The sequence below is a fragment of the Uruburuella testudinis genome, from assembly GCF_022870865.1.
GTDB classification, from domain to species: domain Bacteria; phylum Pseudomonadota; class Gammaproteobacteria; order Burkholderiales; family Neisseriaceae; genus Neisseria; species Neisseria testudinis.
Genome location: NZ_CP091508.1, coordinates 2,603,224 through 2,618,434 on the forward strand (window position 1 = coordinate 2,603,224; position 15,211 = coordinate 2,618,434).

General features: G+C 54.8%; 16 protein-coding genes. 9 read left to right on the forward strand and 7 right to left on the reverse strand.

Annotated features, from left to right (window positions below; genetic code table 11):
- Positions 1–136: 136 nt before the first annotated feature.
- From LVJ83_RS11985 to dapD, 3 genes are all read right to left on the reverse strand, one after another.
- Positions 137–391: a hypothetical protein gene (locus LVJ83_RS11985; protein WP_244784897.1), complete on the reverse strand. Its 255-nt coding sequence runs from the start codon at positions 389–391 to the stop codon at positions 137–139.
- 86 nt (positions 392–477) lie between these two features.
- On the reverse strand, positions 478–690 hold the full coding sequence (locus LVJ83_RS11990) for a cold-shock protein (RefSeq protein WP_244784898.1): 213 nt from the start codon (positions 688–690) through the stop codon (positions 478–480).
- A 282-nt stretch (positions 691–972) separates the two neighbouring features.
- Positions 973–1,794: a 2,3,4,5-tetrahydropyridine-2,6-dicarboxylate N-succinyltransferase gene (gene dapD / locus LVJ83_RS11995; protein WP_244784899.1), complete on the reverse strand. Its 822-nt coding sequence runs from the start codon at positions 1,792–1,794 to the stop codon at positions 973–975.
- Positions 1,795–2,060: 266 nt separating this feature from the next.
- Between dapD and garD the strand changes: the two genes are divergently transcribed.
- On the forward strand, positions 2,061–3,620 hold the full coding sequence (garD, locus tag LVJ83_RS12000) for a galactarate dehydratase (RefSeq protein ID WP_244784900.1): 1,560 nt from the start codon (positions 2,061–2,063) through the stop codon (positions 3,618–3,620).
- Positions 3,621–3,922: 302 nt separating this feature from the next.
- On the opposite strand, the gene aat is transcribed toward garD, so the two are convergent.
- Positions 3,923–4,663: a leucyl/phenylalanyl-tRNA--protein transferase gene (gene aat, locus LVJ83_RS12005; protein ID WP_244784901.1), complete on the reverse strand. Its 741-nt coding sequence runs from the start codon at positions 4,661–4,663 to the stop codon at positions 3,923–3,925.
- Positions 4,664–4,737: 74 nt separating this feature from the next.
- A complete protein-coding gene (gene fur / locus LVJ83_RS12010; RefSeq protein ID WP_244787778.1) occupies positions 4,738–5,238 on the reverse strand; it encodes a ferric iron uptake transcriptional regulator in 501 nt (166 codons plus the stop codon).
- Between the two features lie 75 nt (positions 5,239–5,313).
- Between fur and LVJ83_RS12015 the strand changes: the two genes are divergently transcribed.
- Positions 5,314–5,748, forward strand: a complete 435-nt coding sequence (locus LVJ83_RS12015; RefSeq protein WP_244784902.1) for an outer membrane protein assembly factor BamE — start codon at positions 5,314–5,316, stop codon at positions 5,746–5,748.
- Between the two features lie 18 nt (positions 5,749–5,766).
- On the forward strand, positions 5,767–6,579 hold the full coding sequence (gene dapB, locus LVJ83_RS12020; RefSeq protein ID WP_244784903.1) for a 4-hydroxy-tetrahydrodipicolinate reductase: 813 nt from the start codon (positions 5,767–5,769) through the stop codon (positions 6,577–6,579).
- Positions 6,580–6,899: 320 nt separating this feature from the next.
- Here the strand turns inward: dapB and mtgA are convergent, their stop codons facing one another.
- The gene (mtgA, locus tag LVJ83_RS12025) at positions 6,900–7,586 is read right to left on the reverse strand and encodes a monofunctional biosynthetic peptidoglycan transglycosylase (protein WP_244784904.1); all 687 of its coding nucleotides are present in this window, start codon (positions 7,584–7,586) and stop codon (positions 6,900–6,902) included.
- Entirely contained in the window at positions 7,579–8,397 is an 819-nt protein-coding gene (gene aroE, locus LVJ83_RS12030) for a shikimate dehydrogenase (protein WP_244784905.1), read from the reverse strand. Before aroE ends, mtgA begins: the two co-directional genes overlap by 8 nt.
- Before the next feature lie 440 nt (positions 8,398–8,837).
- Between aroE and glnA the strand changes: the two genes are divergently transcribed.
- From glnA to LVJ83_RS12060, 6 genes are all read left to right on the forward strand, one after another.
- On the forward strand, positions 8,838–10,256 hold the full coding sequence (glnA, locus tag LVJ83_RS12035; protein ID WP_244784906.1) for a type I glutamate--ammonia ligase: 1,419 nt from the start codon (positions 8,838–8,840) through the stop codon (positions 10,254–10,256).
- Positions 10,257–10,313: 57 nt separating this feature from the next.
- The gene (locus LVJ83_RS12040; RefSeq protein WP_244784907.1) at positions 10,314–10,511 is read left to right on the forward strand and encodes a hypothetical protein; all 198 of its coding nucleotides are present in this window, start codon (positions 10,314–10,316) and stop codon (positions 10,509–10,511) included.
- Positions 10,512–10,752: 241 nt separating this feature from the next.
- Positions 10,753–11,967: a sodium/glutamate symporter gene (gltS, locus tag LVJ83_RS12045; RefSeq protein WP_244784908.1), complete on the forward strand. Its 1,215-nt coding sequence runs from the start codon at positions 10,753–10,755 to the stop codon at positions 11,965–11,967.
- 58 nt (positions 11,968–12,025) lie between these two features.
- Positions 12,026–13,090 carry a lysozyme inhibitor LprI family protein gene (locus tag LVJ83_RS12050; RefSeq protein WP_342345075.1) on the forward strand — a complete coding sequence of 355 codons (1,065 nt, stop codon included), beginning with the start codon at positions 12,026–12,028 and terminating at the stop codon, positions 13,088–13,090.
- A 245-nt stretch (positions 13,091–13,335) separates the two neighbouring features.
- Entirely contained in the window at positions 13,336–14,184 is an 849-nt protein-coding gene (locus tag LVJ83_RS12055) for an RnfABCDGE type electron transport complex subunit B (RefSeq protein ID WP_244784909.1), read from the forward strand.
- 440 nt (positions 14,185–14,624) lie between these two features.
- Positions 14,625–15,047 carry an META domain-containing protein gene (locus LVJ83_RS12060; RefSeq protein WP_244784910.1) on the forward strand — a complete coding sequence of 141 codons (423 nt, stop codon included), beginning with the start codon at positions 14,625–14,627 and terminating at the stop codon, positions 15,045–15,047.
- Positions 15,048–15,211 lie beyond the last annotated feature (164 nt).

The following is a 15,211-nucleotide window of genomic DNA, read 5'->3' on the forward strand; positions in this document are numbered from 1 at the left end:
TTATCGGACGGCTCGGGTGTTATACTCATGCCCATTCACAAAAATAACCTGACTGCGTCGACTCACCTTGTTGGCTTACTTTTTTGAATGGGTATGATTCTGCACACCAGCAAAGGCCGTCTGAAAACATTTCCTTTCAGACGGCCTTTGCATGCGCAGGGTTTTTGTGGGCATCGTTCACGCGATGCGCTATGTGGGTCAGATGCTCGAATCCGATATGTTTCAGACGGCCAAAATCATTGGCAATCACAAAAACATCGAACCATTTGTCGGCTATCAGTATCCGCCCCACCCCTGCTGTATAGCCGTTCAACTTATGCTCATTCACAAAAGCAACCCAACCGCCCAATGCAAAACACCCGCAAACTTGCGGGTGTTTTGTGGTCAGCATCAATCAGCTTTCAGCATCTGCCGGGGCTTTTTTCTGCTGTTGCAGCATATAGAAAATGCGGCTGCGTCGTTGTCCGGCGCGCATCATCAAACTGCTTTTACGTTCAGCGCCTGCGGGCCTTTGGGGCCGTCACCGGGCGTGTAGCTTACACGCTGGTTTTCTTGCAGGGTTTTGAAACCGTCTGATTCAATGGCTGAGAAATGAACAAACAAATCTTTACCGCCGGCTTCTGGTGTGATGAAACCGAAACCTTTGCCTTCGTTAAACCATTTTACTGCGCCGAATTGTTGGATACTCATAATGTATTTCCTTAAAAATTTTTGAAGATAGCTAGGACTAAAGCCAGATACTGATAAACTACGGAAACACATAATGAGAAACTGAATCAGAATGCCATATGGGCTGCGGAGAGCAACAGAAACTTATATACTTCGAACTAACTTGAATGCAGTATGGGCGCGATTAGCGGCCAGGTCAAGCTTATTTTGATTTATTACACAAACCGGCGTTATGTTAAATTCAGGCCGTCTGAAACGCCCACTGACGTTTCAGACGGCCTGAGCTTTTACAGCTTTCTGCTTTTATACGCCGCGCAACAATTCATTGACGCTGGTTTTGGCACGGGTTTGCGCATCCACTTTTTTCACAATCACCGCGCAATAGAGGCTGTGGCTGCCGTCTTTTGCAGGCAGGCTGCCCGACACCACTACCGAACCGGCAGGCACGCGCCCGTAGTGGATTTCGCCGGTTTCGCGATCATAGATTTTGGTAGATTGGCCGATATACACGCCCATCGAAATCACGCTGCCTTCTTCCACAATCACACCCTCAACGATTTCCGAACGCGCGCCGATAAAGCAGTTGTCTTCAATAATGGTGGGCGCAGCCTGCAAAGGCTCCAGCACGCCGCCGATGCCCACACCGCCGCTCAAATGCACGTTTTTACCGATTTGGGCGCACGAGCCGACTGTGGCCCAAGTGTCGACCATCGCACCTTCGTCCACATATGCGCCGATGTTGACATAAGAGGGCATCAACACCACGTTTTTGGCCACAAAGCTGCCGCGGCGTGCCACAGCCCCGGGCACGGCACGGAAACCGGCGGCTTTGAATTCTTCTTCGCTCCAACCGGCAAATTTGGTCGGTACTTTATCGAAATACTGATTAACGCCGTCGTTTTGCACTTCATTGTCGGCAATGCGGAACGACAACAATACGGCTTTTTTCGCCCACTCGTTCACCTTCCACTCGCCCACGCCCAAACGCTCGGCCACACGCACTTGGCCGGCATCCAATTGACGCAGAGTTTCCAACACCGCCTCTTTGACTTCGGGGCTGACGGTTGAAGGGGTAATCTCGGCGCGGTTTTCAAACGCCGTTTCGATGATGTTTTGCAATGACATGATAATCCTTTGAAATATCGGTTGGATAAGGCGGCATAAATGCGCAAATGCGTTATTTTACCCCAACTCAACGGCATTGCGGGCAAGTTAGCCTATTTTTATCAACCGTATTGCCTCCGCCGCGCCCACCGGAGCGCCCTCACCTTTTTCACAAATATCCCATTGTTTCCGCAACAAAATTATGGCTTTTGCACAATGACACCGCGAGCCGCCGCCCGTATGATGGTCACAATCACCCGACAAGCGTTCTTTTCAGGAGCCTGACCATGAACCCGACCCCAAACCAAACACCTTTATATATCAAGGTGCACGACAGCGACAATGTTGCCATTATCGTCAACAGCGGCGGCCTCAAAAAAGGGGCGGCCTTTTCAGACGGCCTCAACTTAATCGAAGATATTCCGCAAGGCCACAAAGTGGCGCTGACAGACATTGCCGAAAACGGCGAAATCGTGCGCTATGGCGAAATCATCGGCTACGCGCTTAAAAACATTCCGCAAGGCAGTTGGATAGACGAATCGTTGGTTATCTTGCCCGAAGCGCCGCCGCTGGCCAGCCTTCCGCTGGCCACCCGCCCGGCCCCGCCATTCGAACCGCTTGAGGGCTACACTTTTAAAGGTTACCGCAACCAAGACGGCAGCGTCGGCACCAAAAACCTGCTCGGCATCACCACCAGCGTGCATTGTGTGGCCGGCGTGGTGGATTATGTGGTTAAAATCATCGAACAGAAACTGTTGCCCAAATATCCGAATGTCGACGGCGTGGTCGGCCTCAACCACCTTTATGGCTGCGGTGTGGCGATTAATGCGCCGGCAGCGGTCGTGCCCATCCGCACCATTCACAATATCGCGCTGAACCCGAATTTCGGCGGCGAAATCATGGTGGTCGGCCTGGGCTGTGAAAAGCTGCAACCCGCCCGCCTGCTGGAAGGCACGCCCGACACCATTCCGATCCACACCGAATCAGCATCGGTTACCAGCCTGCAAGACGAACAATTTCACGGCTTTGAAGCGATGGTGGCTTCGATTCTGCAAACCGCCGAACAGCATTTGGCCAAACTCAATGCCCGCCAACGCGAAACCTGCCCTGCTGCCGAGCTGGTGGTCGGTATGCAATGCGGCGGCAGCGATGCTTTTTCAGGGGTAACCGCCAACCCTGCCGTGGGCTATGCTTCTGATTTACTGGTGCGCTGCGGTGCCACGGTGATGTTTTCGGAAGTAACCGAAGTGCGCGATGCCATCCATCTGCTCACGCCCCGTGCTGCCACGCCCGAAGTCGGCAAGCGCCTGCTGGAAGAAATGCAGTGGTATGACGACTATCTAAATGCCGGCCAAACCGACCGCAGCGCCAACCCCTCCCCGGGCAATAAAAAAGGCGGCTTGGCCAATGTAGTGGAAAAAGCGCTCGGCTCAATCGCCAAATCCGGCTCCGGTGCGATTGTGGAAGTGCTCTCCCCCGGCCAGCGCCCGACCCGCCGCGGCCTCATTTATGCCGCCACGCCCGCCAGCGATTTTGTGTGCGGCACCCAACAGCTCGCCTCAGGCATCACCGTGCAAGTCTTTACCACCGGGCGCGGCACTCCCTACGGGCTAGCGGCGGTACCGGTGATTAAAGTGGCCACCCGCACCGATTTGGCCGAGCGCTGGTTCGACTTGATGGACATCAACGCCGGCCGCATCGCCACCGGCGAGGCTTCCATCGAAGATATCGGCTGGGAAATTTTCCACTATATCCTCGACGCGGCCAGCGGCAAAAAAGTGCCGTGGTCCGACCGCTGGGGCCTGCACAATGCGCTATCGGTATTCAACCCGGCACCGGTTACCTGATACCCGCTCACAAAAACCACCTAACGGCGTTGGCTTGCCTGCGCTCGAAGAGAATTGGTTTTGCTAAGGTGCCGAAGCCTCCAGTCGACCAACCTGCACTGTCTCCGACTCGCCGCCTTGCTCGCTTACTTTTGTAAACGGGCATGATTTGCTCATCATAACGAAAGGCCGTCTGAAACGTTTTTCAGACGGCCTTTCGTTATCCTGTAAAAATCAATAGCGCCCTGTGCAAAATTTCTGTTGCAGCAGATAAAGCGGCAACCCGGAAATAACACAACAAAATGGTGCATGCAAAAACCTGCCTACAGCGCTGACAAATTAATGCGATTAAAACCAATCAGTTCGCGGGGAATCGAATGCCGCAGCGTTTGAGCGGTCAATGTTTGCAAGGCCGTCTGAAAGGTATCAAACGGCATGCTTTCCGAGCCGAAACGCGCTAAGTGTTCGGTATTCATCTGACAATCGATAAGCGCCACACCGCAATCCGCCAAATAAGGCACGGCAGTGGCAAAAGCGATTTTAGAAGCCTCACTTTGCCGGGCAAACATCGATTCGCCGTAAAACACGCTGCCGATTTGTACGCCATACAGGCCGCCGGCCAAGTTCAGACGGCCTTCGGCATCGGGATACCAGCATTCAAACGAATGGGCATAACCAAGCCGGTGCAACTGCCTGTAGGCCTGCTGCATTTCGCGGGTAATCCAAGTGCCGTGCTGGCCGGGGCGCGGAGCCTCGGCGCAGGCGGCAATCACAGCATCAAAGCGGTAATTCGAGGTTACGGCATAGGGTTTGTTGCGCAGGCTTTTTTGCAGCGAGCGGCCGATGTGCAGCTTGTGCGGATACAGCACGGTGCGCGGAGCAATCACCCACCAGCATATCGGCTGGCCGTCTGAATACCACGGAAAAATGCCTTGCGGATAGGCGGCAAGCAGCCGCTCGGGGCTTAAATTGCCGCCGACAGCCACCAATCCTTCACGCAGCACAACGGCTTCTCCCGCATCGGGAAAAGCCGTACTGTTTGGGTCGAGCAGCGGAATATCCACAATAGCACCGAGCCTTTAAACATGCTTTTCAGACGGCCTGAGCTTTCACGCAGGCCGTCTGAAACCGATATCGGTCAGCGTTTGTCTTTTTTCTGACAATCGCCGCACACGCCATACATATATAAAGCGTGGTCTACAATGCGGTAGCCGTTTTCTTCTGCGATTTTGTCTTGCAGCTTTTCAATTTCATCATTATGAAATTCGGTCACCTTGCCGCATTTCACACAGACGATATGATCATGATGGCCGCCGGTATTCAGCTCGTAAACCGCTTTGCCGGTTTCGAAATGGTGGCGTAGCAAAATGCCGGCCTGCTCAAACTGAGTCAGCACGCGGTAGATGGTGGCCACGCCGATTTCGATGCCTTCTTCCAGCAAAATGCGGTAAACGTCTTCCGCACTCAAATGCTCTTCGGCATGCTCTTCAAACAAATCCAAGATTTTCAAACGCGGGCCGGTTACTTTCAGACCGCTGTCTTTTAATTGGGCGATATTGCTTTCCATAAGTTCTTTCCATACCCGTGTGGTGTAATTATCGCTATAATACGCATTTTTAGCAGCTTTGCCCACTATCAGATGATAAAGGTTTTCAATTGCCCGAACCTTTCTGGCATACTGATAACTAAGTAACCATCAACGAAAGGTAAAACCGTGAACAAATCCCTATGTTTCGCCCTGGCAGCCCTGCTGGGGTTGGCCGCCTGCTCGGCCGAACGCGTGTCTCATTTTCCCTCTTACAAACTGAAAGTGGTGCAAGGCAACGAGCTGGATCCGCGCGCCGTAGTTGCGCTGCAACCGGGCATGAGCCGCGATCAGGTGCAACTTTTGCTCGGCACACCGCTGCTGCGTGACCCCTTCCATGCCAACCGCTGGGACTACACCTTCAACACCGCCCGCAACGGCATATTGGCAGACCAACGCACCCTGACCCTTTATTTTGACAACGACCAACTCGCCCGCGCAGAAGGCAATGCCATCCAATATGCAGTCGAGCAAGTACAGGCCGAACAAGCCGCCGCCGCGCAGAACGCCGCCGCCCAATACCAACCGGTGCAGCCGCAAACCGCCCCTGCCGCCAACCCTTAATCCGAATCAGGAAACCACATGAGCCAATTGAAAATAGCCATCGCCGGCGCCAACGGCCGCATGGGGCGCGTATTGATTGAAGCCGTCGCACAACATCCCGATACCGTATTGAGCGGCGCCATCGAACACGCCGGCTCAGACGCCCTCGGCCTCGATGCCGGTTTTGCCCTCGGCCTCAAAACCGGCATTGCCATCAGCAGCGATGTAGATGCCGTTTTGGCCGCCAGCGATATACTCATCGACTTTACCCGTCCCGAACCGACACTGCGCCATCTGCAAAAATGTGCCGCTGCCGGCGTGAAGATGATTATCGGCACCACCGGTTTTGACGAAGCGGGCAAAGCCGCCATTCAAGCAGCATCCAAACAAACCGCCATCGTGTTTGCCGCCAACTTCAGCGTGGGCGTCAACCTTACCTTCCATATTCTCGACACCGTTGCTCGCGTGCTCAACGAAGGCTACGACATCGAAATCATCGAAGCCCACCACCGCCACAAAGTCGACGCCCCCAGCGGCACCGCCCTGCGCATGGGCGAAGTGATTGCCGACGCCCTCGGCCGCGACCTCAAACAATGCGCTGTCTACGGCCGCGAAGGCCACACCGGCGCGCGCGACCCGCAAACTATCGGCTTTGCCACCGTGCGCGCAGGCGATATTGTCGGCGACCACACCGCCTTATTCGCCACCGACGGCGAACGCGTGGAAATCACCCACAAAGCCAGCAGCCGCATGACTTTCGCCGCCGGAGCCGTGCGCGCCGCCGTGTGGCTGCGCGGCCACGATCAAGGCTTGTTCGATATGCAGGATGTATTGGGCTTGAAAAACCGCTGAATGCATTTGCAATAAAACCAAGGCCGTCTGAAACCCGATTTTTCAGACGGCCTTATCTTACCTTATCTTAAAATGAGCGCTCGGGATAAGCCGTAGGATAGTGCGGATGAACGGCTAACCACCCGTTTGCGGCATATCTTCGCATAACTGCTTCATTGAGTTACCCCCAACAAACCATCATTCCCGTGTCTGCCGTTTTCAAAACACAAACGAGGCAATACACCAGTATTTTCCCACCCCAAACCCACGTTATCTTAAATTGATACCTTTTACGCCTTTCAAAATCACTTTGTTCGGGCGCCAAAGTGACCGCCCTGCTTTCATTCCGCATCCGGCAATGCCGCCGAACCCATGCGCCGCAAGATGATATTGGTTTTATTGCGCAAGCCCCGGTCGCGCGGGTGGGCTGCGTAATACAGCGGTCGCGGCACCCGTGCGGCAAGTTGGGCAGCCTGCTGGCGGCTGAGGTTGTTGGCAGCCTTTTTATAAAAATGCTGCGCAGCTGCTTCGGCACCAAACACGCCCGGCGCCCATTCGATCACATTCAGATACAGCGCAAAAATACGGTCTTTATCGGTAGTGGCTTCCAGCATCGCGGTAATCGCCGCTTCTTCGGCCTTGCGGATATAGCTGCGGCTGTCGTTGAGAAACAGGTTTTTGGCCAACTGCTGGCTGATGGTGGAGCCGCCCGCGCGCACTTTGCCGCTTTTTTGATTGCGCTTGATGGCATTTTGAATACCGCTCCAATCAAAACCGCCGTGTTCGGCAAAATTGGCATCTTCTGAGGCAATCAGCGCTTTTTTCAGATTGGTGGAAATATTTTGATACGGCACCCAACGGTAATCCAGCGCCACCGTTTTACGGGCATCGCGAAATTCGCTCATGCGCATGCCCATAAATGCACTTTGGTGCGGCGCCACGGCACGGTAGGTAATAATGTTGCCATACACATACGCATTAAATAGGATAAACGCGGCAAAAGGCAGCGCCAACAGCCATTTAAGCATGATTTTCCCTCATATAGCGGGTAGTGGCGGCAATATCGGGAGCAAAACCGCGCCACAGCGTATAGGCTGCCGCGGCTTGACCCACCAGCATACCGAGGCCGTCTGAACAACACTGTGCACCGGCCTGCCGGGCAAAATTCAAAAAGCCCTCGGCAGCCGCGCCGTAAACCATATCGTAAGCCAGCTCGCATGCGCCGAATACTGCCGGCGCAACGGCAGGCACATTGCCGCTGAGGCCGCCTGAAGTGCCGTTGATGATAATATCGAAATAATGCGCCGGCAAATCAGCCATCGCCATCACACGCACGCCGAACTGCGCGGCCAGTGCATCAGCTTTTGCGGCGGTGCGGTTGCTCAATACCACTTCAGCGGGCTGCTCCGCCAGCAGCGGCTGCAACACGCCGCGCACCGCACCGCCGGCGCCGATTAACAGAATTTTTTTACCCGTCGCCGTGATGCCTTGGGCTTCAACAATATCATTAACCATGCCGATGCCGTCTGTATTGTCGCCGCGGAAACGGCCATCGGGCAGCGGAATAATAGTGTTGACCGCGCCGGCTGTTTGCGCACGCTCGGAATGCTCGTCAACCCAATCATAAGCCTCAGTTTTAAACGGCACGGTTACATTCGCGCCCCGCCCGCCGGCTGCAAAAAAACGGCCGGCCGCCGCTGCAAAACCGTCGGGTTCGGCCAAAATACGCTCATATTCGATTTCTGCCTGCTCCTGCCCGGCAAAATGCTGATGAATCTGCGGAGACTTGCTGTGTGCAATCGGATTGCCGAACACGGCATAGCGCGGCTTGTGGTTCATGCTGTTCTCACGGTATCGGTGTATGCAGCATTATATCGCTTCTGATTACATCGTGATGCTGTTTTTACCGCACAATTGCCATACCGCCTCTCCGGCAGGGTTTCCCGCAAATCCGCACCGTTTCCCGGCCATGCCCGCCAAAAAATTTTCAGAATAAATTGTTGACAATTCCAAGCAGCGAATTTATATTGTCATCACACAATTTAACCATTGCATGACGGCAGCTTTCATATCAGGCCGTCTGAAAAACCCGCTGCGGCAATATGGCGTTTGTCTGCACTTAGCTGTGCCCCGGCGCCTCGGCAAGCAGCCCGGCTGCTGTTTTTACACGGCCGCCCGTGTTTTTACCCGCCGGTTGTGGCACAATCAATCCGCATCCGGCGCAAGATTTTTATGATGCCTTTTTATCGTTACACTCTCTAACAATCAGGAGCCTCGCCATGTCAGTAAAAGATGTTGTCAAATTAATCGAAGAAAACGAAGTGCGCTTCGTTGATTTGCGTTTCACCGATACCAAAGGTAAGCAGCAACACGTTTCCGTGCCCGCCCGCGTATTGCTGGAAGACCCGGAAGAATGGTTTGAAAACGGCCAGGCTTTCGACGGCTCGTCTATCGCCGGCTGGAAAGGCATCCAAGCGTCAGACATGACTCTGAAACCCGATGCCGACACGGCCTATATCGACCCTTTCTACGATGATGCCACCGTGGTGATTACCTGCGACGTTATCGACCCCGCCAACGGCCAAGGCTACGACCGCGACCCGCGCTCCATCGCCAAACGCGCCGAAGCCTATCTGAAATCTTCAGGCTTGGGCGACACCGCCTTTTTCGGCCCCGAACCGGAATTTTTCGTATTCGACGGCATCGAATGGGAAACCTCTATGCAGGGCACCCGCTACAAAATCCACTCTGAAGAAGCGGCCTGGTCAAGCGGCGAATCTTACGACGGCCAAAACACCGGCCACCGCCCGGTAGTTAAAGGCGGCTATTTCCCGGTTGCACCGGTAGATTCCGGCCAAGACCTGCGCTCTGCCTGTGTCAACATTCTCGAAGAAATCGGCATTCCCGTAGAAGTGCACCACCACGAAGTGGCCACCGCCGGTCAAATGGAAATCGGCACCAAATTCAGCACCCTGACCAAGCGCGCCGACTGGACTCAAGATTTGAAATACGTGATTCAAAACGTGGCGCACAACTTCGGCAAAACCGCCACCTTCATGCCCAAACCCATCATGGGCGACAACGGCTCGGGCATGCACGTGCACCAATCTATCTGGAAAGACGGCCAAAACCTGTTTGCCGGCGACGGCTATGCCGGCCTGTCTGAAATCGCACTCTACTACATCGGCGGCATCATCAAACACGCCAAAGCCCTGAATGCGATTACCAACCCGTCGACCAATTCTTACAAACGCCTGGTGCCGCACTTTGAAGCCCCCACCAAACTGGCTTACTCGGCCAAAAACCGTTCGGCTTCCATCCGCATTCCGCACGTGGCCAGCAGCAAAGCCCGCCGCATCGAAGCGCGCTTCCCCGATCCGATGGCCAACCCCTACCTGTGCTTTGCCGCGCTTTTGATGGCCGGTTTGGACGGCATCCAAAACAAAATCCACCCGGGCGACCCGGCCGACAAAAACCTGTATGACCTGCCGCCGGAAGAAGATGCTTTGGTGCCGACCGTATGCGCATCTTTGGAAGAAGCACTGGAATCACTCAAAGCCGATCACGAATTCCTGACCCGCGGCGGCGTGTTCAGCCAAGACTGGATTGAAAGCTACATCGCCTTCAAAGAAGAAGACGTGAAGCGCCTGCGTATGGCACCGCATCCGCTGGAATTTGAAATGTATTACTCGCTGTAATTTTACGAGCGTGTTATACGTCAAGCCCGAATACCAGGGTGTCCTGACTATTCGTTTATGAGGGGATTTTTGTTACTGAAAATGCAGATGCAAGGCAAAAAACACAGCAAGATTGGACATCTTGCGAGGCTTTTTAACGCAGCAGATGCGTTTTCAGGGGCAAAATACACCCTTAAATCGAATTGTCAGGACCCTAAACCGTTCGGGCTTTTCTGCTTTCCTATCCCTTCAAAAAAGCAGGATATTTTGCCATAAACAGATTTGCCTGAATTTCAGGCCGTCTGAATAAAAACTCACAATATAATCTTGATTTCAAAAGAATACCAATCACACATTCCAACAATGCCACGTATCGATAAAACCGCTACGGCCATCCGCTTATTTTGACAATCTTTAACACTTCGCCTACTATCTGATGTTTTTTGCTTTCAGACGGCCTCACACCGAAAAAGCAAGCTATTGATTATCGAAACAATATTGCAAGAAAGAAAAACGTATGGAATGGGAATTTAACAGTTATTACACCCTGATTGCCGCTACCGTTGTTTTATTGGTCGGCAAGCTGATGGTCAACCGCATCAAATTTCTGCAAAACTTCAACATCCCCGAGCCGGTGGCCGGCGGCTTGTTGGCGGCAGTGATTTTGTTCGGCCTGCACTATTTTTACGGTGCCAGCTTCAAATTCGAAAAACCGCTGCAAGATGCATTTATGCTGATGTTTTTCACCTCAATCGGCCTGAGCGCCGACTTTTCGCGGCTGCGGGCGGGCGGTATGCCGCTGATTATCTTTTTGATATTGGTGAGCGTGTTTATCGTGGTGCAGAACGGCATCGGCGTCGGCATGGCCACGGCCATGGGGCTGGATCCGCTCATCGGCCTGATGACGGGTTCGGTGACACTGACCGGCGGTCACGGCACGGCCGGCGCCTGGGGGTCGGTGTTTGAAAACCAATACGGTGTAACCGGCGCTACCGGCTTGGGGATGGCGGCCGCCACCTTCGGTTTGGTGGTCGGCGGCCTGATCGGCGGCCCCGTTGCCCGCCGCCTGGTCAACAAGATGCACCGTCCCCGCCTGGATGTAGGCGGTGCACGCGCCACTCATGCAGACGGCGGCGAAATCATTGATGATCCGTTTGAAGTACGCGACCAACCGCGCCTGATTACCGCTTCTTCAGCCATTGAAACGCTGGCGATGTTTGCCGTGTGTCTGTCGTTTGCCGAAATCATGAATACTTATGTCGGCGTTTTGCCCAAATTCGTGTGGGCGCTCGGCGCCGGCGTGATTTTGCGCAACGTGCTGGTATTGGTCTTCAAATTCAATATGTTCGACCGCGCCATCGATGTATTCGGCAATGCCTCGCTGTCGTTGTTTTTGGCCATGGCGCTGCTAAACCTGAAACTGTGGGAGCTCAGCGGCCTGGCCGGCCCGGTGGTGGCGATTTTGGCCGTGCAAACGCTGGTAATGGCGCTGTTTGCCTATTTCATCACCTTCCGCGTGATGGGCAAAAACTACGATGCTGCCGTTTTGTCGGCCGGCCATTGCGGCTTCGGCATGGGCGCCACGCCTACCGCTGTGGCCAATATGCAGTCGGTTACCGAACACTTCGGCCCTTCGCATAAAGCCTTTTTGATTGTGCCGATGGTAGGCGCGTTTTTCATCGACCTGGTAAACGTTGCCATTTTGAAAATCTTCATCAGCATCCTGCATTAAAACGTAAGCCGAACCAAAAAGCGCCCGCCACGTCTTACCCGTTGCAGGCGCTTTTGTTATGATGCCGTCTGAACCCTATTTTCACAAAGGCGAAATCATGTATAAAAAACTGCTGACCTTCTCGCTGATTGCCGCCGCCCTGAGCGCTTGCGGCGACGACAAACCCCAACCGCCCGCACTGGTGTGCAATGATCCGGCCGTATTGCAAAGCGTGCGCGGCAACGTGCAGGAAATCATCAAACAAGAAGCCCGGGCATTTGCCCAAAACGATGCCCGCCAATTTGTGGATGCCGACAAAATCATCGCCGCCGGCAGCGAATTGCTGATCACACTAGATAACCCCGCGCAAGAAACCCGCAACGGCACCAACGTATGCAGCGCCAATCTGCGCATTCAGATTCCCGCTGCCATTCTCAGCACCGCCCAAACCAACAGCCCGCTGATTTACGGCGACCAAACCATCAACCAAATTATCCAGCAGCGCACCACCGGCAGCACCCTCACTTATGACGGCGCCGGTGTTTTCAGCCGCACCTTAGGCTATACCCCAACAACTTCAGACGGCCAAACCGTGATTAATTATGCAGACAACAGCCTGACCGGCACCGCCCAAGCCGTATCGGCCGCCCTGTTGCCCTACGGCGTGAAAAGCATACTGATCGTCAACGGCCAAGCCCTCAGCCTCGAAGACGCCCTGCGCCTGCGCCACCAGCCCTTTGCCGAACCGCCCGTTGCCACGCCTGCAGACATCCTCGACAACAATGCCGCCAGCGCAGTGTTCGGCCAAGCTGCACCGGCCGAAGCCTCTCCCCCCGAAGTACTCAGCCCCGTCGCCCCCAACAACGACGAAGTGCTGTTTTCCGCCAACGAGCTGGAGCAGGCCAAAAACAACAACCGCGCTGCCGACGAGGAAATCAACCGCCTGTGGGAACGCATGGACAAAACCGTGCAGCAGCGCTTGTTGAATGAACAACGCAGCTGGATTCAAAGCAAAAACAACAGCTGCCGCCAAGCCGCCGCCCAGGCCAACAGCACCTTGCAGGCCGAATACCTGCAACTGCAATGCGACACCCGCATGACCCGCGAACGCAGCCAATATCTGCGCGGCTACACCATCAACTGACCGTCTGCCGTCTGATACCCGTTCGCAAAAACCACCTAACGGCGTTGGCCCGCCTGGTTAGCTTATTTTTGTGAACGGGCATGAACAGCCTGTTTGGGCATTCAAAACCCTTCCAGAAACCACAGGCCGTCTGAAACCCATCATCTTTCAGACGGCCTGCATCTTTCAGACGGCCTGCATCACAAACAAAACACAATCAATCTGTTACAATATCTCTTTTCGATTTCAAACCGTTTTCCAACCGCATGAACCCCACCGCCGAAGCCATCAACCGCCTGCTGCCGCAAACCCAATGCCGGGAATGCGGCTATTTGGGCTGCGCACCCTACGCCGAAGCCCTGGCCGCAGCAGAAGCCGCCGTCAACCTGTGCGCCCCCGGCGGTGAAGAAGTGATGCACGACCTGGCCGCCCTGCTCGACCGAGTGCCGCTCGCCCCGGCCAAAACCACAGCCCATGCGCTGGCATGGATAGACGAAGCCGTCTGCATCGGCTGCACCGCCTGCATCCGCGCCTGCCCCACCGATGCCATCATGGGCGCATCCAAACTGATGCACAGCGTGATTCAAAGCGAATGCACCGGCTGCGGCTTATGCGTTGCCCCCTGCCCGGTCGACTGCATCCATATGCAGCCCGTGCAAGCCGATTACCTGCCGCAGGCGCGCTTTTTATCCGATCATCCGCAAGCGCGTTTTGCCGCCGCCGGCCACGCTCTGGAGCGTTTCCAATGGCAGCAAACCCGCAAAACACGCGATGCTGCCGAGCGCAAAGCCTATCTGGCCGAACGCGAAGCCGCCGCCAAAGCCCGGCTTTGCCCGCAGCCCGAACACAACAGCGCCCGGGCGGATACCCCTTTCAACCCCGCCGACCTGATTGCCAAAGCCATGGCGCGCGCGCAAGCCCAGCAAGCCCAACGCATCGTACCGGCCAACCGCGAAGCCTACCAGGCGCAGCAAATCGAAGAAGCCAAAGCACGCGCCACCTACCGCCGCGCCCAACGCGACCTCAAATACGGCAACGATGCCGAAAAAACCGCCGCCCTCGAATGGCTGCGTGCCTACAAAGCCGAGCAGGAAGCCAAACAACAGCAACCATAAAACCTAGGTGTCCTGCCGTATCGATTTATGGGGAGATTTTGTGCCTGAAAATGCAGATGCCAGACAAAACGCAGTAAGATTGAACATCTTCCAAGGCTTGTTAACGCAGCAGATGCGTTTTCAGGAGCAAGATACGCCCATAAATCAACACAGCAGGATACCCTAATCTGAAACTTTTACCCGCCGCACCAATCTTATCCATTGATAAAAACAGACCGCCGAAACAGCGGGTTGAGGCAACACAACAGCGTGATACGATGCCAGTGAGACCCACTCACCAAAGCAAGCCGACAAGGCAGCGCACTGAAGACAGCACAGTGATCATTGCAAAGCGGGCCAACGCCGTCAGCTTATTGTTGTGAATGGGCATCAAACGGCCACAGATATCATCATTGCCATCAGGTTTTCAGACGGCCTGCCAACCCCCACAAGGAAACATCATGAAATTTACTGCCCCTCTGCTTTTACTGCTCCTAACCGCCTGTGTTGCGCCGGTGGTGATTCCCGTTCCCGCCCAACCCGCCCGCGTACAGCAACTTTACGGCCAATGGCAGATTACCGGGCTGGCCGGCCAAACCATTCGAGACAGCCGGGCAGTTTTCTCGGTTGACAGCGCCAACCCGCAGTTTTCCGCCCAAACCGACTGCAACCAAGTATTCGGCCGCTACAGCCTGGATGCCGGCAAACAAGCACTGAGCTTCAGCAACATCGCCGCCACCCGCATGGCTTGCGCACAAGACGACATCGAGCGCACCGTAGTGCAAGTGCTGCCAAACGTGCGCCGATACCGTATCGAAAACGGCAGCCTCAACATGCTGGATGCGCAAGGCAAGGTGCTCTTGCAAGGCAAACGCTTGAAATAACGGCTTATACCCATTCACAAAAATAAGCTAACGGCGTTGGCTCCCCTTGTCGTACTCCCCGTACTGTCTTCGGCTCGCCGCCTTGTCCGCTTACTGTTGTGAACGGGCATTATCGGCAAGCGCTGTATCTGCAATACACAAAGGCCGCCTGAAACCTATAACGT

Bases quoted from the DNA above. Each gene is read 5' to 3' on its own strand.
- LVJ83_RS12050 (WP_342345075.1), top strand. From the start codon at position 12,026: ATGATGCCGTCTGAACCCTATTTTCACAAAGGCGAAATCATGTATAAA.
- aroE (WP_244784905.1), bottom strand. From the start codon at position 8,397: ATGAACCACAAGCCGCGCTATGCCGTGTTCGGCAATCCGATTGCACAC.
- LVJ83_RS12040 (WP_244784907.1), top strand. From the start codon at position 10,314: ATGAGGGGATTTTTGTTACTGAAAATGCAGATGCAAGGCAAAAAACAC.
- LVJ83_RS12060 (WP_244784910.1), top strand. From the start codon at position 14,625: ATGAAATTTACTGCCCCTCTGCTTTTACTGCTCCTAACCGCCTGTGTT.
- mtgA (WP_244784904.1), bottom strand. From the start codon at position 7,586: ATGCTTAAATGGCTGTTGGCGCTGCCTTTTGCCGCGTTTATCCTATTT.
- LVJ83_RS11990 (WP_244784898.1), bottom strand. From the start codon at position 690: ATGAGTATCCAACAATTCGGCGCAGTAAAATGGTTTAACGAAGGCAAA.
- LVJ83_RS12055 (WP_244784909.1), top strand. From the start codon at position 13,336: ATGAACCCCACCGCCGAAGCCATCAACCGCCTGCTGCCGCAAACCCAA.
- LVJ83_RS11985 (WP_244784897.1), bottom strand. From the start codon at position 391: ATGCTGACCACAAAACACCCGCAAGTTTGCGGGTGTTTTGCATTGGGC.
- dapD (WP_244784899.1), bottom strand. From the start codon at position 1,794: ATGTCATTGCAAAACATCATCGAAACGGCGTTTGAAAACCGCGCCGAG.
- dapB (WP_244784903.1), top strand. From the start codon at position 5,767: ATGAGCCAATTGAAAATAGCCATCGCCGGCGCCAACGGCCGCATGGGG.
- garD (WP_244784900.1), top strand. From the start codon at position 2,061: ATGAACCCGACCCCAAACCAAACACCTTTATATATCAAGGTGCACGAC.
- glnA (WP_244784906.1), top strand. From the start codon at position 8,838: ATGTCAGTAAAAGATGTTGTCAAATTAATCGAAGAAAACGAAGTGCGC.
- gltS (WP_244784908.1), top strand. From the start codon at position 10,753: ATGGAATGGGAATTTAACAGTTATTACACCCTGATTGCCGCTACCGTT.